The sequence below is a fragment of the Streptomyces sp. AHA2 genome, from assembly GCF_036857595.1.
In the GTDB taxonomy this organism is placed as follows: domain Bacteria; phylum Actinomycetota; class Actinomycetes; order Streptomycetales; family Streptomycetaceae; genus Streptomyces.
In genome coordinates this window covers 26728-46870 of sequence record NZ_JAUQWJ010000007.1, presented here as the reverse complement: position 1 = coordinate 46870, position 20143 = coordinate 26728, and the positions used below count along the sequence as shown (strand labels likewise).

Here is a 20143-nt window from a genome sequence, read left to right as displayed (position 1 = left end):
TCAACTAACGCTCCTGCTGGTGAGTGGGCCGTGGGTGGCTGCCGGTCTGGGTGGACCCGGCCTGACGACCCTGTGCGATTCCCCGACGGAGATTGGTCAGCCGGCCGCGCACGTCATCGGGTGCGCGCGAGACCTGCGGGCCGCTCTGGTGGGTCTGCTGCTGCGCCGTGCCCGGGACGAGGTTGGCCCGGGGCACCCGGCGCGGCAGGCCGGAGGTGGTGATGCCGCCGGCGGCGGGCTGGCGGACGCGCTCGGCCTGGCGGACGAGGTCGTCATTGGGCGAGGTGCGCCAGCCCGCGGAGGCGGACCGCTGCGGGCCGGTGGGCTGCTGCGGTGCTTGCGGGGCGGCCGGAGCGGAGCCGTTGTTCTGCTGCTCCTGCTGCCCGTGGAACCAGTTGGTCTCCAGCGTGTCGTACAACGGCGTACGGCCGTCGCCCGGGCCGGTCGCCGGCGGCAGGGCCTCGGGCTCGTGCGGAACGGGCCGGGTCTGCGGGGCGGGCGGGCGCGGGGCGCCGAAGTCGGCACCGTTCCGGCCGCCGTCGACCTGCGGACGCTCGAACTGGCCCGTGCCCGCCGGGTCGGCCGGGGTGGCCGGACCCGGGAGGGTCGGCCGGCCCACGCCGTTGCCCTGGTGGGGCACCTGGTACTGCCCGGCCGAGCCGTTGTCGTAGGCCTGCGGGGCCTGCGGCGCCGGGTACTGGCCCGTCGAGCCGTTGTCGTACGACTGCTGCGGGACCTGGTACTGACCGGGCGCGGGCGTCGCCTCGCGGCGGCCGGTCTGCGTGCCGAACACGTCCGGGCGGACGAACTGGCCCGGTCCCTGCTGGGCGTTCCCGCCGTGGGCGTAGGGGTCCTGCTGCTGCGGGGTGCCGTAGTCGGCGGGTCCGCCGGGGTTCTGCCGGCCGGCGTCGCGCGGCACGGCCGGGATCTCGGCCGTGGCCCCCGGACCCTGCCGGTCGTCGATCCGCGGCAGGGCGGCCGTACGCGGGCCGTCCGCGTCCTCGTGCCCGCGCGGGGCGTCCAGCGAGGCGCGCGGCACCGGCGGCTGGGCGTTCTCGTCGCTCCAGCTCGGCTGCTGACGCTGCTGCTGGGCGTCGCCACCGGGCAGCTCGGCACGCGCACCACCGCCGCGCGGCGGCAGCTGCGGCCGGCGGCCACGGCCACGGCCGCGGCCCTTGCCCTGCTCGGCGTCGCCGCCCTGCTGCGACCGGCCGCGGCCGCCGCCGAAGGCGTCCTGGCCCTGCGACCCGCCGGAGCCCGCGGCCTGCAGGCCCTGCGGGGCGCCCGGGGCCTGGCCGAAGCCGGCACCGGCCGGGGCCTGGTTCGGACGGCCCTGCTCGAACATGGAGGTGCCCTGGCCCTGCGGTCCGCGCGGGGCACCCGGACCGGCCGGGCGGCCGGCGTCGCCGTCCCGACCGGGCAGCGCGGCGCGCGCGCCCTGGCCGACGGCCGGCCGGCCGCCATTGCCACCGAAGGCACCCGCGATACCGGAGGCACCGGCGCCCTGGCCGGCACCGGCGGCCCGCCGGGCCGCGGCCGCGCCCGCCGCCGCCTGCGCGGCGGCCGGACCGCCACCGCCGGCCGGCGGCTGGCCGCCCTGCTTGGGCTGGGGCTTCTTGCCGCCCTGGGCGACGTCGACGGGCAGCATGACCAGCGCGGTCGTACCACCGGAGTCGGAGGGGCGGAGCTGGATGCGGATGCCGTGGCGCTGGGACAGCCGGCCGACCACGAACAGACCCATGCGGCGGGAGACGGACACGTCCACCGTCGGGGGAGAGGCGAGGCGTTCGTTGATCGCCGCCAGGTCCTCGGGCGACAGGCCGATGCCGGTGTCGTGGATCTCGATCAGCACCCGTCCGTCGGGCAGGGCGTGACCGGTGACCTTCACCTTCGTCTGCGGGGAGGAGAACGATGTCGCGTTCTCCAGCAGCTCGGCGAGCAGGTGCACGAGGTCGTTGACGACCCGTCCGGCGACCTCGGTGGTCGGCACGGAGGCCAGCTCGATGCGCTCGTACTGCTCCACCTCGGACGCGGCGGCGCGGAGCACGTCGACCAGCGGGACCGGGCGGGTCCACCGGCGGCCGGGCTCCTCACCCGCGAGGACGAGGAGGTTCTCGCCGTTACGGCGCATGCGGGTGGCGAGGTGGTCGAGCTTGAACAGCGAGGACAGCTGGTCCGGGTCGGCCTCGCGGGACTCCAGCTCGGAGATCAGCGAGAGCTGGCGCTGGATGAGGCCCTGGGAGCGGCGCGAGAGGTTGGTGAACATCGCGTTGACGTTGCCCCGCAGCAGGGCCTGCTCGGCGGCGAGGCGGACCGCCTCGCGGTGCACGTCGTCGAAGGCCGCGGCCACCCGGCCGATCTCGTCGCGGGAGTGCACGCCGACCGACTCCACGGACGTGTCGACGTCCTGCGGGTCGGACTCGGACAGCTGCTTGACCAGCTCGGGCAGGCGGTCGGAGGCGACCTTGGTGGCGGTGTCCTCCAGGCGCCGCAGCGAGCGGATCATGGAGCGGGCCACGACGAAGGCGCCGACCAGCGACACACCGAGCACGATCAGGATCAGGGCACCGGAGATGATCGCGTCGCGCTCGGTGGCGCTGCGCAGCTCGCGGGCCTTCTGCTCCATCTCCTCGAGCAGCGTGTGCTCGATGTTCTTCATCTGCTGGATCTTGGTGGAGCTGTCGTCCAGCCAGTCGCGGTAGGACCGCTTGTCCTGCTGGGCCAGACCGCTCGCGGACACCAGTACGCGGCCCGCGTACGTGTCGGTGGCCTTGATCGTGCTGTTGCCGCCGTCCTCGATCGGCTTCAGCAGCTCGGCGGCGGCCTCCTCGCCGTAGATGCTCTTGAAGCTGCGGATCTCGGACTTCTGGCTCTCCAGGGCCGACTCGGCGTAGAGCCGGTCGTTGGAGGAGAGCTTGCCGGTCGTGGTGTTGCTGGCGGGCAGCGCGGCGGCGAGGGCCGCACGCTGGATCGAGGAGTACTCCTTGGCGGAGGAGAACGCCGCGAGCGCACGCGTGCGCTGGATCATGTCCGGGTTGCTGGTCGCCTCGGCCATGTCCTGGGAGAGGTCGATCAGGTTCTCGATCAGACGGTGGTAGGCCTCGACCGTCTGCGTGGAGTTGCCCTCGGTCTCGTAGGCGCCCTTGCGGATCTGCTCCAGGTCGCCCAGCTCGCCGGCGAGCTGGATGAGGTACTCGCGGACGCCCCTGAGGTTGCCGTCCTTGCTGGCGCTGTCGATCTCCTCGGAGCTGTCGAGGAAGTTCTTGAGCGCCCGGTCGGTCTTCTCGCGCAGGCCCTTGACCGTGAAGTCGGTGGCCTTGCCGCCGTGCGCCAGCGGGCCGGCCGACTGGTCGCGCTCCTCCTGGAGGGCGGCGGACAGCTCGGTGGCCTGCTTGGTCATGTCCGTCAGCAGCTTCATGTTGTCGAGCTGCTGGATGTCGTCCATGGACTGGTTGATGCGCAGGGCGCCGAGCGAGGTGGCCGCGACCACCGGCAGCGCGAGCAGCGACACCAGGCGGGTGGAGATGCGCCAGTTGCGCAGGGCTATTCGCGGACCGGGGCCGGTGGGACCCGTCGGCGGCTTCAGCGACGCGGCCGGGCCCGCCGCCGGTGAAGCGGCCGGCGCCCCGGGACGCCCGGGGCGGTCACCGCCGTCGCCCGCCGGGCCCGGGTTCTGGGCGTGCTGGGGCGAGGGGCCGCCATTCATGGGGCCAGTCCCGCCGTGCGGCTCCGGCTCCGCCGAAGCGTTGCCATCCCTCTTGAAACGTCCCTGCACTAGCGTCGCAACCTCTGGACCAGGCACCCCGTCGTGTGAACGGCGGAGCACGGTGTCGGCGTTCTGGGGACGCCCTGAAATACGCCCCCGTGGTGGTCGTGAGTGACCGGCGCTGGCTCCCCCTTCTCACCCGCCACGCGGCGCGTCTGTGCGCCCCCTGTGCGCCGGCTCGATCCTGCGGCGGTCCGTGAGATTCCAGCACAGCACAGGATCTCCAACAAGGCCCGTAGGCCGAGCCGTGACTTAGGTGACACCACGTGAGGGGCGGATCACCGGACGTAGAAAGGGAGTTCCCCCATTTCGGGCGTATGCCCGCGAGTCGCCGAGCCGTCGCCCGTGTCCCAGTCGCCATGATCAGGAGCGGAATGGTGGCTTCAGTGAGTCAATGTCCGCTTCGTCGCCCTGGGGTGGCAGTCCGTATTGACCGATTCGCCCCCCAACTGGTGAGCAAACTCACACGCTGAACCTGAGCCTCCGACGGTTGAGCCGGGAATCCGATGTTTAGCCTGACGCTTTACAGACATGGCAAAACCGACAACCCGCGCTCGCGTGGGGCGTGTACGCGCCTCTCCGGCGCCCGTCACAGGACAGGGTCAAGTAAACAGTGAAGACGACGACGATGTTCCACAAGATCGCCAACCCGCGGCGCACGACGCTGGCGCACCTCGACGGCGCCGCCGAACTGCAGACGCCGGAGCAGCCGGAGCACCCCGTCGAACTCCCGACCCAGACCGCCAACCCCAAGCGCACCGTCCTCATGGAGATCCCCGTGGCGGCCGGCGCGGCCGCCGAGTGACACCAGGGAGTACGCACGCCGGCCGCCGGATGCTCACGGCGCCGGAAGACGGACCACGAAGGGGCGCCCCCCACACCGGGGGCGCCCCTTGTGCACGCACGGCGTCGCGTCGATGTGCGCGGGGCGCGGCGCCCTCCCCGCGTTAGCCTGGAGCGTCAGACTCCAGCCGTCAGTCAAGGGGCCAAGCATCCCGTGCGCATCGCCAGATTCTCCATCGACGGGAACGTCGCCTTCGGCGCCATCGAGGGTGAGAAGCAGGACGAGCTCGTCCTGGACATCATCAAGGGCATCCCGTTCGCGGACTACGAGCTGTCCGGCACGAAGGTGCCGGTCGGCAAGGTGAGGCTGCTGCCGCCGGTGCTGCCCAACAAGGTCGTGGCCTTCGGCCGCAACTACGCGGAGCACGCGCGCGAGCTGGGCAACGAGGTGCCCGAGGCCCCCTTCGCCTTCTTCAAGCCGTCCACGTCCGTGATCGGCCCCGGCGACGAGATCCAGTACCCCTCCTTCTCCCAGGAGGTGCACCACGAGGCCGAGCTGGCCGTGGTCATCGGCCGGATGTGCCGCGAGGTCCCGCGCGAGCGCGTCAAGGACGTGATCTTCGGCTACACCTGCGCCAACGACATCACCGCCCGCGACGTGCAGAAGCGCGAGAAGCAGTGGGCCCGGGCCAAGGGCTTCGACACGGCCTGCCCGCTCGGCCCCTGGGTGGAGACCGACCTCGACCCCTCCGACCTGACCATCCAGCTCACGGTGAACGGGCAGCAGCGCCAGCTCGGCCGCACCAGCGAGATGATCCACTCGGTCGAGGACCTGATCGTCAACATCTCCGAGGCCATGACGCTGCTCCCCGGCGACGTGATCCTCACGGGCACCCCGGCTGGGGTCGGCCCCCTGAACGTCGGCGACGAGGTCGCCGTCACCATCGAAGGCATCGGCACTCTCACCAACAAGGTTGTCAAGCGTGGCTAGCGCACCCGGCACTCCCTCCCCCAAGTCCTCGAACCCGCTCGGACAGGGGGTACCCCCACGCGTCCGTTTCTGCCCCTCGCCCACCGGTAACCCCCACGTGGGCCTGGTGCGCACCGCCCTGTTCAACTGGGCGTTCGCCAAGCACCACGGCGGCACCCTGGTCTTCCGCATCGAGGACACCGACGCGGCCCGCGACTCCGAGGAGTCGTACACCCAGCTGCTCGACGCGATGCGCTGGCTGGGCTTCGACTGGGACGAGGGCCCCGAGGTCGGCGGCCCGCACGCGCCGTACCGCCAGTCGCAGCGCATGGACCTGTACAAGGACGTCGCGGCCAAGCTGCTCGACGCCGGCCACGCCTACCACTGCTACTGCTCCCAGGAGGAGCTGGACACCCGCCGCGAGGCCGCCCGCGCCGCCGGCAGGCCCTCCGGCTACGACGGCCACTGCCGGGAGCTGACCGCCGCCCAGGTCGAGGAGTACCGGGCCCAGGGCCGCGAGCCGATCGTCCGCTTCCGGATGCCCGACGAGACGATCACCTTCACCGACCTGGTCCGCGGCGAGCTGACCTTCACCGCGGAGAACGTCCCGGACTACGGCATCGTCCGCGCCAACGGCGCCCCGCTGTACACGCTGGTCAACCCGGTCGACGACGCCCTGATGGAGATCACCCACGTCCTGCGCGGCGAGGACCTGCTCTCCTCCACGCCGCGCCAGATCGCCCTGTACAAGGCGCTGATCGAGCTGGGCGTCGCCAAGGAGATCCCCGCCTTCGGCCACCTGCCGTACGTGATGGGCGAGGGCAACAAGAAGCTCTCCAAGCGCGACCCGCAGTCCAGCCTGAACCTCTACCGGGAGCGCGGCTTCCTGCCCGAGGGCCTGCTCAACTACCTCTCGCTGCTCGGCTGGTCCCTCTCGGCCGACCAGGACGTCTTCACCATCGACGAGATGGTCGCCGCGTTCGACGTCTCCGACGTGAACCCGAACCCGGCGCGCTTCGACCTCAAGAAGTGCGAGGCGATCAACGGCGACCACATCCGCATGCTGGACGTGAAGGACTTCACCGAGCGCTGCCGCCCGTGGCTGCAGGCGCCGTTCGCCCCCTGGGCCCCGGAGGCCTTCGACGAGGCGAAGTGGCAGGCCGTCGCGCCGCACGCGCAGACCCGGCTGAAGGTCCTGTCGGAGATCACCGACAACGTCGACTTCCTGTTCCTGCCGGAGCCGGCCGAGGACGAGGCCTCCTGGAACAAGGCCATGAAGGAGGGCTCGGACGCCCTGCTGCGCACCGCCCGCGAGAAGCTGGAAGCGGCCGACTGGACCTCCGCCGAGTCGCTGAAGGAGGCCGTCCTGGCCGCCGGTGAGGCCCACGGCCTCAAGCTGGGCAAGGCCCAGGCCCCCGTCCGGGTCGCCGTCACCGGCCGCACGGTCGGCCTGCCGCTCTTCGAGTCCCTGGAGATCCTGGGCAAGGAGACGACCCTGGCCCGCATCGACGCGGCGCTGGCCAAGCTGGCCGCGTAACGCCCGAGCACGACCCCACGAGGGCGGCGCCCGCTTCGGGCGCCGCCCTCGCCGTGTCCGCCCGGCCGTCACCCGGAGTTCACCGTTCCGGCCGACTCCCGTCCGCAGGCGGGACGTTGGATGCCCCTGTGCCCACGATGCGCGTGTGCGCCCAGGTGCAGGGGGAGAGGGACTTGAGCCGTTCACGAAGACTCGTCCATGTGGCCGCGGGCGGGGCGCTGGCCCTGTCCTGCTCCGTCCTTGCCGCGCCCGCGCAGGCCGCTCCGGCGACGGGTGACCCCGTCGGCACGGTGCGGCTCGTCACGGAGAAGCGGGTGACCGTCGACTACCCCTGGGCCGGGGCCTCCGGCTTCCAGTACCGGGCCGGGACCACCTCGGTCACCACGGTGGACCACCCCGGCACGGTCCCGCCCGCCCACGCCGGCCCGGACGACCTGGCGAGCGGCACCGACGTCATGACCACGCGCGACGGGCAGAAGGTCGTGCAGAAGCACCGCTCCACCGGAGTGAGCGCCACCGTCACCGTCCCCTCCGGCCAGGCCTACCGGGCCGCCGTCGGCTGGAGCGTGCTGACCCTGGACTCCACGGGTGCCCTGCACGTCCTGCGCGCCGACGGCACCGGCACCACGGACATCCCGGTCACCGGCTTCCCCGCGGGCGCCCGCCCCGTCCAGTACCGCGCCGGCGGCTCGGTCACCCGCCTGGCGATCGTCCACGTGCTGGACGGCACGACCTCCGTGGGCCTGGCCGACCTCGCCGACGGCACCTTCCGCACCTACGTCACCGGCGACGAGCCCGTCCCGGAGGTCGCCTTCAACGACCGCTGGCTCGTCGCCGACCGGCAGGCGATCCGGGTGGACTCCGAGCCCGGCACCGAGCCCACCGCCCTCACCGGGACCGGCGGGCACCCCGAGGCGGTCGTGGGCGACCGGCTCCTGCTCGGCAACCCGGACTTCGTCCCGGGCGGCACCGAGGCGGCCCTGACCGCCCGCGACCTCGCCACCGGCGCCACCGGCACCGTGCTTCCCTCGTCGTTCGGCGGCATCGGCCCGACCCTGGACGGCGGTGCCCTGGCCACCGCGGGTCCCTCCAGCCTCGACTGGAACATCCACCGCATCCGCCTCGACGACGACGGGGACCTCACCACCACCCGGGCGGCCCGGGTCCCCGCCGGCGCGATCGCCGTGCAGGGACTGGCCCTCGCAGGCGGCGAGTTGCTCCTGCACGGCGCCACGCCGGGTGCCTCGCTGCGCTACAGCGGCTTCCAGCTGGACGCCACCGGCCGGCCCACCGGACCCCAGACTCCGCGCAGTCCGGCTCTGCCCGCCCCCACCTGCCTCGGCGGCGACGCCGCCTGCCCGCAGATGGAGGCCCTGGGCGACGGCCGGGTCGGCCACCTGCACACCGGCGCCGGCGGTGAGGAGTCCGTGGTGAGCACCGGCCCCGACGCCACCACCCTCCTCGACGCGACCACGGACGGCGACTCCGGCGGCCGCATCGCCGGCGGCACCGGCCGGTACGTGCTCCACAACGGCGGCTCCGGCAAGCAGCGGGTCGTCGACTTCCCGCGCGGCGCCACCGGCGGCACGACCGTGCTCACCCGCGACCGCACCGCCGCCGCGGTCTGGGGCCAGACGCTGTGGACCCCGGGCGGCACCCAGGGCACGGTCACCGGCCGCAACCTCAAGACCGGCACGACCGCCACCGTCACCACCGGCGCTCCCTGCACCCCCACGGACCTCCAGGCCGTCAACACCTGGCTCTACTGGACCTGCGGCGGCACGGCCGGAGTCCTCGACCGTGCCACGAACCGCAGGATCACGGTCCCGGCCGACCTGGGTCCGGCCCGCCTCGCCGACGGCTTCCTGCTCCGCGAGAACCGCGCCACCCACGAGCTGCTGCTCACCGACTTCCACACCGGCACGGCCACCACCCGCACCCTGACCGGGCTGCCCGCCACGGACCGGAACACCGGCGGCAGCAACGGCCGCTGGGCCGTCGACCGCTTCGGCGGGCACATCGCCCGTCTCGACGACACCCACGGTGAGGTGTCGATCCTCCCGAGCGGCGTGCCCACCTCGCCCCTGGCGCAGATGGAGGCGCAGGTGTACTCGCCGCCCGTGATCGGCAGGGCGTCCCCGTGGACCCCGGTGTGGCAGCTCAACAAGCCCTCCACCTGGACCCTCACCCTCACCGACGCCTCCGGCGAGGTCGTCCGCACGCTGACCGGCGCCTCCACCGCGGCCGCCGTGCGCCCCGCCTGGGACGGCGGCACCGGCACCGGTGGCACGGCCCGGCCCGGCACCCACACCTGGAAGCTCACCGCGCACCCCCGCGACGGCCGGGGCCCGGACCTCACCCTCACCGGCACCATGACCCTGGGCTGAAGGCACTCCGGGGTGGGTACGGTCGGGGCATGAGCATCCGAGCCGTGGTCTGGGACGTCGACGACACCCTCTTCGACTACACCAGCGCCGATCGCATCGGCATGCGCGCCCACCTCCTGGCCGAGGGCCTGCTCGACGACTACGGCACCGCCGAGCAGGCCCTGGAGCACTGGCGGGACATCACCGACCGGCAGTGGGCCCGCTTCGCCGCAGGCGAGGCCACCTTCGAGGCCCAGCGCCGCGACCGTGTACGGGTGTTCCTGGACCGGGAGCTGACCGACGACGAGGCCGACGCCTGGTTCCAGCGCTACATCACCCACTACGAGGCCGCCTGGTCCCTCTTCCCGGACGTCCTGCCCGTCCTCGACGCCCTCTCCGCCACCCACCGGCACGCGGTGCTCTCCAACTCCAGCCTGCACGTCCAGGACCGCAAGCTGCGCGCCCTCGGCGTCCACGACCGCTTCGAGAGCATCCTGTGCGCGGCCGAGCTGGGGGTCTCCAAACCCGAGGCGGGCGCGTTCCTCGCCGCCTGCGAGGCCCTGGCCCTGCCGCCGCAGGAGGTGGCCTACGTCGGCGACCACCCGGAGATCGACGGCCGGGGCGCCGCCGACGCCGGGCTGCTGTCGGTGTGGATCGACCGCGGCGGCCGGTACGCCACGATCGACCCTCCCGCCGGACCGCACCGCATCGCCTCCCTGGCCGAACTGCCCTCAGTGCTGGGTGCGGATACTCGTTTTGGAGCCCCGTCCACCTTCGGGTAATGTTCTTCCTGCGCCGCGGGGAGCGGGCCGGAAGGCCGGAACCCCAGGCGCACAGCTAGAACACGATCCCCCCAGGGGCTTGCGTTCCAGTGGCCTATGGTGTAATTGGCAGCACGACTGATTCTGGTTCAGTTAGTCTTGGTTCGAGTCCAGGTAGGCCAGCTCGCAGAGCTCATCTGCAAAGCCCCCGTTGTGTAGCGGCCTAGCACGCTGCCCTCTCAAGGCAGTAGCGCCGGTTCGAATCCGGTCGGGGGTACTGGTTCCGGAGATCGGCAGATCGACGATCGTCCCGGGACTGCTAGGGCCCCCGTTGTGTAGCGGCCTAGCACGCCGCCCTCTCAAGGCGGTAGCGCCGGTTCGAATCCGGTCGGGGGTACTGACTGGTCTAAACCACATTGGTCTATGGTGTAATTGGCAGCACGACTGATTCTGGTTCAGTTAGTCTTGGTTCGAGTCCAGGTAGACCAGCTCGGACCTGCGGAAACGCAGTGTCCAGGCCCCCGTTGTGTAGCGGCCTAGCACGCCGCCCTCTCAAGGCGGTAGCGCCGGTTCGAATCCGGTCGGGGGTACACAGTGAAAGGCCCTCCACTTCGGTGGGGGGCCTTCTCGTGTCCGACCCCAAGGAGCGCGGGGAACTGCGCGATCACCCAGCGACGGCCCGCAGGCGGCGACGGTACCGCCTCCGTCCGGCGCTGCGCCGAGGAGGCCCGCCGCGGCGTCGAGCCGGCCTCCCCGGGACAGCACCGTCGCTTCAGCCGGTGCGGCGCAGCGCCTCGGACAGACGCCCTGCCGCGTCGATCACGGCCTGCGCGTGCATCCGGCCGGGATGACGCGTCAGCCGCTCGATCGGCCCGGAGACGGAAACGGCCGCCACCACCCGGTTCGACGGCCCCCGCACCGGCGCGGACACGGACGCGACGCCCGGCTCGCGCTCACCGATCGACTGGGCCCAGCCGCGCCGCCGTACGCCCGACAGGGCCGTCGCCGTGAAACGGGCGCCCTGCAGGCCGCGGTGCAGCCGCTCCGGCTCCTCCCAGGCCAGCAGGATCTGCGCCGAGGAGCCTGCCTTCATCGTGAGGGTCGAACCGACCGGGACGGTGTCCCGCAGTCCGGACAGCCGCTCCGCGGCGGCGACGCAGATGCGCATGTCGCCCTGGCGGCGGTAGAGCTGCGCGCTCTCGCCCGTGACGTCCCGCAGATGAGTGAGCACCGGGCCCGCGGTGGCGAGGAGGCGGTCCTCACCCGCTGCCGCGGCCAGCTCGGCCAGCCGAGGGCCGAGAATGAAACGGCCCTGCATGTCCCGCGCCACCATGCGGTGGTGTTCCAGCGCCACGGCCAGGCGGTGGGCCGTGGGTCGTGCCAGTCCGGTGGCGCCGACCAGGCCCGCGAGGGTGGCCGGACCGGACTCCAGAGCGCTCAGGACGAGGGCCGCCTTGTCCAGAACGCCGACGCCGCTACTGTTGTCCATGCAACGATACTCCCGTCTCACTCTGTGAAACGCAAGTTCAATTTTCCTCCGAACCCGCCACCCTGGAATCACGAAGTCACAACGGGCCCGTGACGTAAGGGCCTGGTGGTGCGTGCCCGGGTTCAGGGGAACGGGCGCCGCCTCCTCAAGATCTCTAGTTGGGTCGGCGGACCGTCGCCGGCCGGAGGGAACAGCGATGGGTAGGACACTCGCGGAGAAAGTCTGGGACGACCACGTCGTCCGGCGCGCGGAGGGCGAGCCCGACCTTCTCTTCATCGATCTGCACCTGCTGCACGAGGTGACCAGCCCGCAGGCCTTCGACGGCCTCCGCAAGAGCGGCCGCACCGTGCGCCGCCTCGACCTCACCATCGCCACCGAGGACCACAACACCCCCACGCTCGACATCGACAAGCCGATCGCCGACCCGGTCTCCCGGGTGCAGCTGGAGACGCTGCGCAAGAACGCCGCCGAGTTCGGCGTGCGCCTGCACCCGCTGGGCGACGTCGAGCAGGGCGTGGTGCACGTCGTGGGCCCGCAGCTGGGCCTGACCCAGCCGGGCACCACCGTGGTCTGCGGCGACTCCCACACCTCCACCCACGGCGCCTTCGGCGCGCTGGCGTTCGGCATCGGCACCTCGCAGGTCGAGCACGTGCTCGCCACCCAGACGCTGCCGATGACCCGCCCCAAGACCATGGCGATCACGGTCAACGGCGAACTGCCCGAGGGCGTCACCGCCAAGGACCTGATCCTGGCGATCATCGCGAAGATCGGCACGGGCGGCGGCCAGGGCTACGTCCTGGAGTACCGCGGCGAGGCCATCGAGAAGCTCTCGATGGAGGCCCGCATGACCATCTGCAACATGTCGATCGAGGCCGGCGCCCGCGCGGGCATGATCGCTCCGGACGAGACCACGTTCGCGTACCTCAAGGGCCGTCCGCACGCCCCCGAGGGCGAGGATTGGGACGCGGCCGTCGCCTACTGGAAGACGCTGAGGACGGACGAGGACGCCGAGTTCGACGCCGAGGTCGTCATCGAGGCCGCCGAGCTGTCCCCGTTCGTCACCTGGGGCACCAACCCCGGGCAGGGCGCACCGCTTTCGGCGTCCGTCCCCGATCCCGCTTCGTACGAAGACGCATCGGAGCGACACGCCGCCGAACGGGCCCTTGAGTACATGGGGTTGGAGGCGGGGCAGCCGCTGCGCTCCATCAAGGTCGACACCGTCTTCGTAGGCTCCTGCACCAACGGCCGCATCGAGGACCTGCGGGCCGCCGCCGAGCTGCTCCAGGGCCGCAAAGTCGCCGACGGGGTACGGATGCTGGTCGTCCCGGGCTCGGCGCGGGTCGGACTGCAGGCCGTCTCCGAGGGCTTGGACGTCGTCTTCAAGGAGGCCGGCGCCGAGTGGCGGCACGCGGGCTGCTCGATGTGCCTCGGCATGAACCCGGACCAGCTGGCCCCGGGTGAGCGCTCCGCGTCCACCTCCAACCGCAACTTCGAGGGCCGGCAGGGCAAGGGCGGCCGTACGCACCTGGTGTCGCCGCAGGTGGCGGCGGCGACCGCCGTACTGGGCCACCTGGCCTCCCCGGCCGACCTGTCCGACGCCGACGTCCCCACGCCCGCTGGAGTCTGATCAGTCATGGAAGCGTTCACCACCCACACCGGCCGGGCCGTCCCGCTGCGCCGCAGCAACGTCGACACCGACCAGATCATCCCCGCCCACTGGCTCAAGAAGGTCACGCGCGACGGGTTCGAGGACGGGCTGTTCGAGGCCTGGCGCAAGGACCCCGAGTTCGTCCTCAACCGCCCCGAACGGCAGGGCGCGACCGTCCTGGTCGCCGGGCCCGACTTCGGCACCGGCTCCTCCCGTGAGCACGCCGTGTGGGCGCTGCAGAACTACGGCTTCAAGGCCGTGATCTCCTCCCGGTTCGCCGACATCTTCCGCGGCAACTCGCTGAAGAACGGCCTGCTCACGGTCGTGCTGGAGCAGCAGACCGTGGACGCGCTGTGGGAGCTCACCGAGAAGGACCCGCAGACCCGGATCACCGTCGACCTGGAGAGCCGCGAGGTGCGCGCCGAGGGCGTCACCGCCCCCTTCGAGCTGGACGAGAACGCCCGCTGGCGGCTGCTGAACGGTCTCGACGACATCTCGATCACCCTGCAGAACGAGGCGGACATCGCCGCGTACGAGGCGAAGCGCCCGTCGTTCAAGCCGCGGACGCTGCCCGTCTGATCCACAGCACGGACCCCGGCGCCCGAGCAAGGCGACTTTCGGCCACCGCAACACCCCGCCCGTACCCCCGATCAGCCCGATCGGGGGTACGGGCGTTTCTGCACCCGAACGGCCCTGCCCACCCCCCGGAGCGAGGGCAACTTCCCACGTTATGCAGGTGGTTGCCGGGGTAGGTGGGAGATGCAGCCGTGACTTCCACAGGTGCCGGAAAGGCCGTCCGGGGCCGCAGTTGTGCCCTGCGCAGGCGACAACTCGCCCCAGATGGCACAATCTGTGCATGGAACACGACGGCCAACTCGAGCTCTATGCGGCGGTCGCGGACCAACTCAAAGAAGCGCATGCAAGAGTGCGCGCACTGCAAGTCCCGGAGGGCGTACGGATGGCGCTGACCCGGAAGCTGCTGGTCATTACGGCCGCGGCCAAGCACGATCTCGCCGACGCGGCAAGGCGGCTGGAGCGGTTCACCGCGGATCTCGACGAGGGACGTCTCCCCGTCGAGGAACGCTGAACCGTACGGCACCGTCGAGTTCGTTGCGGCACAAGGGTGATAAGCCCGTTTCGTGTTTGATTTGCGGTATATATCTGCCTAACGTGCGAAAAAGCTTGAACACTTTCGTTCTGGCGATGTCTCCGAAGGGGAAGACGTGAACAAGGCGCAGCTCGTAGAAGCGATTGCCGACAAGATGGGCGGCCGCCAGCAGGCCGCCGATGCTGTCGACCATGTACTGGACGCCATCGTCCGCGCGGTGGTCGCGGGTGACCGGGTCTCGGTCACCGGCTTCGGTTCCTTCGAGAAGGTCGACCGTCCGGCCCGCTACGCCCGTAACCCCCAGACGGGCGAGCGGGTTCGGGTCAAGAAGACCTCCGTTCCGCGTTTCCGCGCGGGCCAGGGCTTCAAGGACCTGGTCAGCGGCTCGAAGAAGCTCCCGAAGGGTGACATCGCCGTCAAGAAGGCCCCCAAGGGCAGCCTCTCCGGTCCGCCCCCCACCATCGCCAAGTCCGCCGGCAAGAAGGCCGCGGCGAAGAAGACGGCGGGAGCGGCGAAGACCACCACGGCGCGCAAGACCGCCGCCAAGAAGACGGCCGGCACGTCCAAGACGGCCGCCGCGAAGAAGACGACGGCGAAGAAGGCGCCCGCCAAGAAGACGGCGGCCACCTCCAAGACCACCGCCGCGAAGAAGACCACCGCCAAGACGGCCCCGGCCACGAAGAAGGCCACCGCCAAGAAGGCGCCGGCCAAGAAGTCGACGGCGCGCAAGACCACCGCCAAGAAGACCACCGCCCGCAAGAAGTAAGGGCGCCGGGTACTCACACGCCGGGCCGGACTCCCCAGGGGAGTCCGGCCCGCGGCGCGTTCGGCGTGTGGTCAGAGGGTCTGGAGGGTCACCAGAGTGATCCTGAGGTCATCACCGGCGCCCTCCGCCTCGATGCGGACCCGCTGGCCCGGACGCAGCAGCAGCAGGCCGCCCGCGTCGAACGCCGCCGCGTCGAAGGGCACCGGGGTGCCGTCGTCCAGGAGCACCTGCCCGCTGCGGCTTTCGGGGTCGTACGTGTACGCGGTCGCCTGCATGGCCGCAGCCTACTGCCCGGGTATCAGCAACCGCGCGGCGGCCGCGGCCGTATGAGGGCCGACCCCCAGGGCCAGCGCGCTGCGCAGGTCGGCGCCGGTGTCCACGTCCTGGCGCACCGAGTCGACGCCGGCGACAGCCAGTTCCACCGCCCCGGACGCCCGGTGCCGAGCCCGGGAACCGGCGCCGAACGCCGGGCGCAATTCCCGGCCCGGGGCGGCGGCCAGCAGCGTCGTGCCGATTGCGGCGGCGTCCGCGAGAAATGCACGCGGGAATTCCCCGGCCGCCTCCAGCACCCGGGACAATTCGCCGGGGCGCAGGGCCGGCAGATCGGCGTTGAGCGCCGCCACCCGGGCCGCCGGACGGCGGGAGCGCACGACGTCCGTCCCGTGGGCCAGGGCGGCGTTGAGGCCGTTCCCCGGTTCGTCGGGGACGATCGCGGCGCCCAGTGCGGCCAGCTCGCGGCCCGCCCGGCCGTCGTCCGTGACGACTGCCACATCGCGTACCGCCGGGCAGGCCAGCGCGGCCGCCACGGTGTCCTGGGCGAAGGCGAGCGCCAGGCCCGGCCGCAGCCCGTCGTCCGCGGTGTCCGCGAGCCGGCTCTTGGCCCGGGCCAGGGGCTTCAGGGGTACGACCAGGGTCCACTGCACGGGGGTCCGTCCTCCTCTTGTCGCGGTCATTGTCACCCGCGGCCTGAGGCGCGCGGCGTGCCGGGGCGTACGGTGTTCTCGACAGACCGGCGGCCTGGGGCGACACTTGTGCGGCCCCCCGAGGCCCCCGCTTCAGGCCCTAGAGGAAGGTGTCCGCGTGTCCCGCCGCAGAATCGGCTTCTGGTACCGCTTCGCTGCGGTGATCTGCAAACCGCCACTGGTGGTACTGCTCAAGCGGGACTGGCGCGGAATGGAAAACATTCCTGCCGAGGGCGGATTCATCACCGCGGTGAACCACAATTCGCACATCGATCCCTTCGCTTACGCGCATTTCCAGTACAACACCGGACGCGTCCCGCGATTCCTCGCGAAGAGCGGTCTATTCAAGAAGGGATTCGTCGGCGCCGCGATGCGCGGCACCGGCCAGATCCCCGTCTACCGGGAGAGCACGGACGCGCTCAGCGCCTTCCGGGCCGCGATCGACGCAGTGAACCGCGGGGAATGCGTCGCGTTCTATCCCGAGGGCACCCTCACGCGCGACCCGGACGGCTGGCCCATGACGGCCAAGACCGGGGCCGCCCGCGTCGCGCTGCAGACCAGGTGCCCCGTGATCCCGGTGGCGCAGTGGGGCTGCAACGAACTGCTGCCGCCGTACGCGAAGAAGCCGCACCTGCTGCCGCGCAAGACGCACCGCGTCCTCGCCGGGCCGCCGGTGGACCTCTCCCGTTTCTACGGCCGGGAGATGACCGCGGACCTGCTGAAGGAGGCCACCGAGGTCATCATGGCCGCCGTCACCGCCCAGCTGGAGCAGATCCGCGGCGAGAAGGCACCCGAGACGCCCTACGACCCGCGCCGGGAGCGGATCGAGCAGCGGCGCCGCACGCAGGCGCAGGCGGGCCGGGCCGGGCAGCGGCCGGAACCCACGGTGCGCTCCGCGCCGCCGTCGAAGACCGCGCAGACGACGCAGGAAGAAGGGCTGGGCACGTGAGCAAGCCGGTCAAGCCGGTCAAGGCGGCGGTCCTGAGCGCCGGTTCGTGGGGCACGGCCTTCGGCATGGTGCTCGCCGACGCCGGGTGCGAGGTCACCCTGTGGGGACGCCGCCCGGAACTGGTGGAGGCGATCAACTCCACCCGGACCAACCCCGACTACTTCCCGGGCGTCGAGCTGCCCGACGGCATCCGCGCCACGACGGACCCCGCCGAGGCCGCGGCCGGTGCCGACTTCACCGTCCTGTCGGTCCCCTCGCAGACCCTGCGCGGCAACCTCGCCGAGTGGACGCCGCTGCTCGCCCCGGACACGGTCCTGGTGTCGCTGATGAAGGGCGTCGAACTCGGCTCCGCCATGCGGATGAGCGAGGTCATCGACGACGTGGCCAAGGTCGGCCAGGACCGGATCGCCGTCGTCACGGGCCCGAACCTGGCGCGGGAGATCGCCGCGCGGATGCCGGCCGCGGCCGTGGTCGCCTGCACCGACGAGGCCGTCGCCCAGCGGCTCCAGGCCGCCTGCCACACCCCGTACTTCCGCCCGTACACCAACACGGACGTGGTGGGGTGCGAACTGGGCGGGGCCGTGAAGAACGTCATCGGCCTGGCCGTCGGCATCGCGGACGGCATGGGGCTCGGCGACAACGCCAAGGGCTCGCTCATCACCCGCGGCCTCGCCGAGACGACCCGGCTCGGCATGGCCCTCGGCGCCGACCCGCTGACCTTCTCCGGACTCGCGGGCCTGGGCGACCTGGTGGCCACCTGCTCCTCGCCGCTGTCGCGCAACCACACCTTCGGCACCAACCTCGGCAAGGGCATGACCCTGCAGGAGACCATCGCGGTCACCAAGCAGACCGCCGAGGGCGTCAAGTCCTGCGAGTCGGTACTGGATCTGGCCCGGCGGCACGGCGTCGACATGCCGATCACCGAAACGGTCGTCGGCATCGTGCACGAGGGCAAGCCTCCGGTGGTCGCCCTCAAGGAGCTGATGTCGCGCAGCGCGAAGCCCGAACGACGCTGAGCGACGCGGCCCGGCGGCGCTGTCTCCGGGCCCTACCACCGGGTACTCTCATCGCGATATGAGCACCGAGAACCTCCCCCAGAGCCCCGAGCAGCCGCCTCGCAAGCCGCGTGTGGCCGTCGTGTTCGGCGGCCGCAGCTCCGAACACGGGATCTCCGTGGTCACCGCCGGCGCCGTCCTGAAGGCCATCGACCGGACCAAGTACGACGTCCTGCCGATCGGCATCACCCAGGACGGCCGTTGGGCGCTCACGGCGGACGAACCGGAGCGGATGGCGATCGTGGACCGGCGGCCCCCGAGCGTGGACGCCATCGCCGAGTCCGACGAGGGCGGAGTGATCCTCCCGGTCGACCCCGCCAACCGCGAAGTCGTCTACAGCGAGCCGGGATCGGTGCCCAAGGCGCTCGGCGAGGTCGACGTGGTCTTCCCGGTGCTGCACGGCCCCTACGGCGAGGACGGCACCCTGCAGGGCCTGCTGGAGCTGTCCGGCGTCCCGTACGTGGGGTCGGGCGTGCTCGCCTCGGCCGTCGGCCAGGACAAGGAGTACATGAAGCGGGTGTTCACCTCCTTCGGGCTCAAGGTCGGCCCGTACGCGGTGATCCGGCCGCGCGAGTGGGAGGGCGACCAGGCCGCGGCCCGCAAGAAGATCGTGGACTTCGCCGGCGAGCACGGCTGGCCGCTGTTCGTGAAGCCCTCGCGCGCCGGCTCCTCCATCGGCATCACCAAGGTCGACGACCTCTCCGGTCTCGACGAGGCGATCGCCGAGGCCCGGCGCCACGACCCGAAGATCCTCGTGGAGGCCGCCCTGCGCGGCCGCGAGATCGAGTGCGGCGTCCTGGAGTTCGAGGACGGCCCCCGGGCCTCCCTGCCCGCGGAGATCCCCCCGCCCGAGGCGCAGGCCTACTACGACTTCGAGGCCAAGTACATCGACTCCACGCCCGGCATCGTGCCGGCGCCGCTGACGCCCGAGGAGACGGCCGAGGTGCAGCGCCTGGCGGTCGACGCCTTCGAGGCGGCGTCCTGCGAGGGACTGGTCCGCGCGGACTTCTTCCTCACCGAGGACGGCGACTTCGTGATCAACGAGATCAACACGATGCCCGGCTTCACGCCCATCTCGATGTACCCGCAGATGTGGCAGGCGAGCGGGGTGAGCTACCCCGAGCTGATCGACCGGCTGGTGCAGGCGGCCCTGCGCCGCCCGACCGGCCTGCGCTGAACAGGCGGGCCGGGCGCGCGCCCGGCCGCACGATGTCAGGAGGCGATCCCCTTGGGGATCGCCTTCTTCACGGCCGGGGCCAGGTCGATCAGGGCGGCGGAGCCGTCGACCCCCTCCGGGACCTGCACCTCGACGTACGCCTCGCGGTTGGCGGTGGTGAACCGGTGGCCGCCGCCCTGCCGTTCCATGAGCCAGTCGACGCCGTTCACCCCGCCGGCCACCGCGTCGGAGTCCCGCCCCTCGGCCACCTTCGGATCGACCATCTTCGGCGGCTGCGGCACACCGCAGCGCAGTATGATCGCCGGGCTGCCCCAGGCCGCCGTCAGCGCCGACGCGGGCTCGGGATCCCCGCGGCGCTCACCGTCCACCTCCGCGGGCAGTACCTTGTCCAGGTTCCGGCACAGTTCCGCGACCTTCGCGTCCGGACTGGGAACCGCCGCCGACGCGCTGTCGTCTGCTGAGGAGCAGCCCGCCGCAGTGATCAACAGCGCGAGAGCGGGCAGGCGGGACAGGCGGAGAACAGGACGGTGCCGGTGGCGGAAGGAGTTCACCGGCCCAGGGTAGACGGGGGCTACAGATGGACGACCGGGCAGGTCAGGGTGCGGGTGATGCCGTCCACCTGCTGGACCTTGGCGACCACCATGCGGCCGAGGTCGTCGACGGTGTCGGCCTGCGCCCGCACGATCACGTCGTACGGTCCCGTCACGTCCTCGGCCTGGATGACCCCAGGGATCTTGGTGATCGTCTCGGCGACGGTCGACGCCTTGCCGACCTCCGTCTGGATCAGGATGTACGCCTGTACCACG

18 protein-coding genes and 5 tRNA genes are annotated in these 20143 nt (G+C 71.8%); 17 read left to right on the top strand and 6 right to left on the bottom strand.

Going from position 1 to position 20143, the window contains the following annotated elements; translation table 11 throughout:
- Positions 1–4 precede the first annotated feature (4 nt).
- Positions 5–3775: a sensor histidine kinase gene (locus tag Q5694_RS16415; protein ID WP_333933765.1), complete on the bottom strand. Its 3771-nt coding sequence runs from the start codon at positions 3773–3775 to the stop codon at positions 5–7.
- A gap of 604 nt (positions 3776–4379) precedes the next feature.
- Here Q5694_RS16415 and Q5694_RS16410 point away from each other — a divergent pair.
- The 10 genes from Q5694_RS16410 to Q5694_RS16365 all read left to right on the top strand — a co-directional run bounded on the left by Q5694_RS16410 (position 4380) and on the right by Q5694_RS16365 (position 10773).
- Complete coding sequence (locus Q5694_RS16410) at positions 4380–4571, top strand: hypothetical protein (RefSeq protein ID WP_333934093.1); 192 nt, start codon at positions 4380–4382, stop codon at positions 4569–4571.
- 192 nt (positions 4572–4763) lie between these two features.
- Positions 4764–5540 carry a fumarylacetoacetate hydrolase family protein gene (locus Q5694_RS16405; protein WP_311685458.1) on the top strand — a complete coding sequence of 259 codons (777 nt, stop codon included), beginning with the start codon at positions 4764–4766 and terminating at the stop codon, positions 5538–5540.
- Positions 5533–7056 carry a glutamate--tRNA ligase gene (gene gltX, locus Q5694_RS16400; protein WP_333933764.1) on the top strand — a complete coding sequence of 508 codons (1524 nt, stop codon included), beginning with the start codon at positions 5533–5535 and terminating at the stop codon, positions 7054–7056. The genes Q5694_RS16405 and gltX overlap by 8 nt, the downstream gene beginning before the upstream one ends.
- A gap of 173 nt (positions 7057–7229) precedes the next feature.
- A complete protein-coding gene (locus tag Q5694_RS16395) occupies positions 7230–9443 on the top strand; it encodes a FlgD immunoglobulin-like domain containing protein (RefSeq protein WP_333933763.1) in 2214 nt (737 codons plus the stop codon).
- A gap of 29 nt (positions 9444–9472) precedes the next feature.
- Positions 9473–10204, top strand: a complete 732-nt coding sequence (locus Q5694_RS16390) for an HAD family hydrolase (RefSeq protein ID WP_333933762.1) — start codon at positions 9473–9475, stop codon at positions 10202–10204.
- A gap of 90 nt (positions 10205–10294) precedes the next feature.
- Positions 10295–10366, top strand: a tRNA-Gln gene (locus Q5694_RS16385).
- Between the two features lie 21 nt (positions 10367–10387).
- A tRNA-Glu gene (locus Q5694_RS16380) sits at positions 10388–10460 on the top strand.
- Between the two features lie 47 nt (positions 10461–10507).
- Positions 10508–10580: transfer RNA gene (locus Q5694_RS16375), tRNA-Glu, on the top strand.
- Positions 10581–10600: 20 nt separating this feature from the next.
- Positions 10601–10672 (top strand) — tRNA-Gln (locus Q5694_RS16370).
- 28 nt (positions 10673–10700) lie between these two features.
- Positions 10701–10773, top strand: a tRNA-Glu gene (locus Q5694_RS16365).
- Positions 10774–10955: 182 nt separating this feature from the next.
- Here the strand turns inward: Q5694_RS16365 and ndgR are convergent.
- Positions 10956–11672: an IclR family transcriptional regulator NdgR gene (ndgR, locus tag Q5694_RS16360; protein WP_010044585.1), complete on the bottom strand. Its 717-nt coding sequence runs from the start codon at positions 11670–11672 to the stop codon at positions 10956–10958.
- A gap of 196 nt (positions 11673–11868) precedes the next feature.
- Between ndgR and leuC the strand changes: the two genes are divergently transcribed.
- The 4 genes from leuC to Q5694_RS16340 all read left to right on the top strand — a co-directional run bounded on the left by leuC (position 11869) and on the right by Q5694_RS16340 (position 15194).
- Complete coding sequence (gene leuC, locus Q5694_RS16355; RefSeq protein WP_333933761.1) at positions 11869–13299, top strand: 3-isopropylmalate dehydratase large subunit; 1431 nt, start codon at positions 11869–11871, stop codon at positions 13297–13299.
- A 6-nt stretch (positions 13300–13305) separates the two neighbouring features.
- Positions 13306–13899, top strand: coding sequence for a 3-isopropylmalate dehydratase small subunit (gene leuD / locus Q5694_RS16350; RefSeq protein WP_333933760.1), 594 nt, complete (start codon positions 13306–13308; stop codon positions 13897–13899).
- Positions 13900–14176: 277 nt separating this feature from the next.
- Entirely contained in the window at positions 14177–14407 is a 231-nt protein-coding gene (locus Q5694_RS16345; RefSeq protein WP_333933759.1) for a hypothetical protein, read from the top strand.
- 136 nt (positions 14408–14543) lie between these two features.
- Positions 14544–15194: an HU family DNA-binding protein gene (locus tag Q5694_RS16340; protein ID WP_333933757.1), complete on the top strand. Its 651-nt coding sequence runs from the start codon at positions 14544–14546 to the stop codon at positions 15192–15194.
- 71 nt (positions 15195–15265) lie between these two features.
- Here Q5694_RS16340 and Q5694_RS16335 read toward each other — a convergent pair whose 3' ends face one another.
- Both Q5694_RS16335 and cofC read right to left on the bottom strand, forming a co-directional pair.
- Positions 15266–15469: a hypothetical protein gene (locus Q5694_RS16335; protein WP_333933755.1), complete on the bottom strand. Its 204-nt coding sequence runs from the start codon at positions 15467–15469 to the stop codon at positions 15266–15268.
- Positions 15470–15478: 9 nt separating this feature from the next.
- Positions 15479–16117: a 2-phospho-L-lactate guanylyltransferase gene (gene cofC, locus Q5694_RS16330; RefSeq protein WP_333933754.1), complete on the bottom strand. Its 639-nt coding sequence runs from the start codon at positions 16115–16117 to the stop codon at positions 15479–15481.
- Positions 16118–16274: 157 nt separating this feature from the next.
- Between cofC and Q5694_RS16325 the strand changes: the two genes are divergently transcribed.
- Genes Q5694_RS16325 through Q5694_RS16315 form a run of 3 tightly spaced genes read left to right on the top strand, consistent with a single transcriptional unit; the run spans position 16275 to position 19337 of the window.
- Positions 16275–17105 carry a lysophospholipid acyltransferase family protein gene (locus Q5694_RS16325; protein WP_333933753.1) on the top strand — a complete coding sequence of 277 codons (831 nt, stop codon included), beginning with the start codon at positions 16275–16277 and terminating at the stop codon, positions 17103–17105.
- Entirely contained in the window at positions 17102–18121 is a 1020-nt protein-coding gene (locus Q5694_RS16320; RefSeq protein ID WP_333933752.1) for an NAD(P)H-dependent glycerol-3-phosphate dehydrogenase, read from the top strand. The genes Q5694_RS16325 and Q5694_RS16320 overlap by 4 nt, the downstream gene beginning before the upstream one ends.
- 58 nt (positions 18122–18179) lie before the next feature.
- Entirely contained in the window at positions 18180–19337 is a 1158-nt protein-coding gene (locus Q5694_RS16315; protein WP_333933751.1) for a D-alanine--D-alanine ligase family protein, read from the top strand.
- Between the two features lie 35 nt (positions 19338–19372).
- Here Q5694_RS16315 and Q5694_RS16310 read toward each other — a convergent pair whose 3' ends face one another.
- Both Q5694_RS16310 and Q5694_RS16305 read right to left on the bottom strand, forming a co-directional pair.
- Positions 19373–19888, bottom strand: a complete 516-nt coding sequence (locus Q5694_RS16310) for a DUF3515 domain-containing protein (protein WP_333933750.1) — start codon at positions 19886–19888, stop codon at positions 19373–19375.
- A 20-nt stretch (positions 19889–19908) separates the two neighbouring features.
- Positions 19909–20142, bottom strand: a complete 234-nt coding sequence (locus Q5694_RS16305; RefSeq protein WP_031138109.1) for an Lrp/AsnC family transcriptional regulator — start codon at positions 20140–20142, stop codon at positions 19909–19911.
- Position 20143 lies beyond the last annotated feature (1 nt).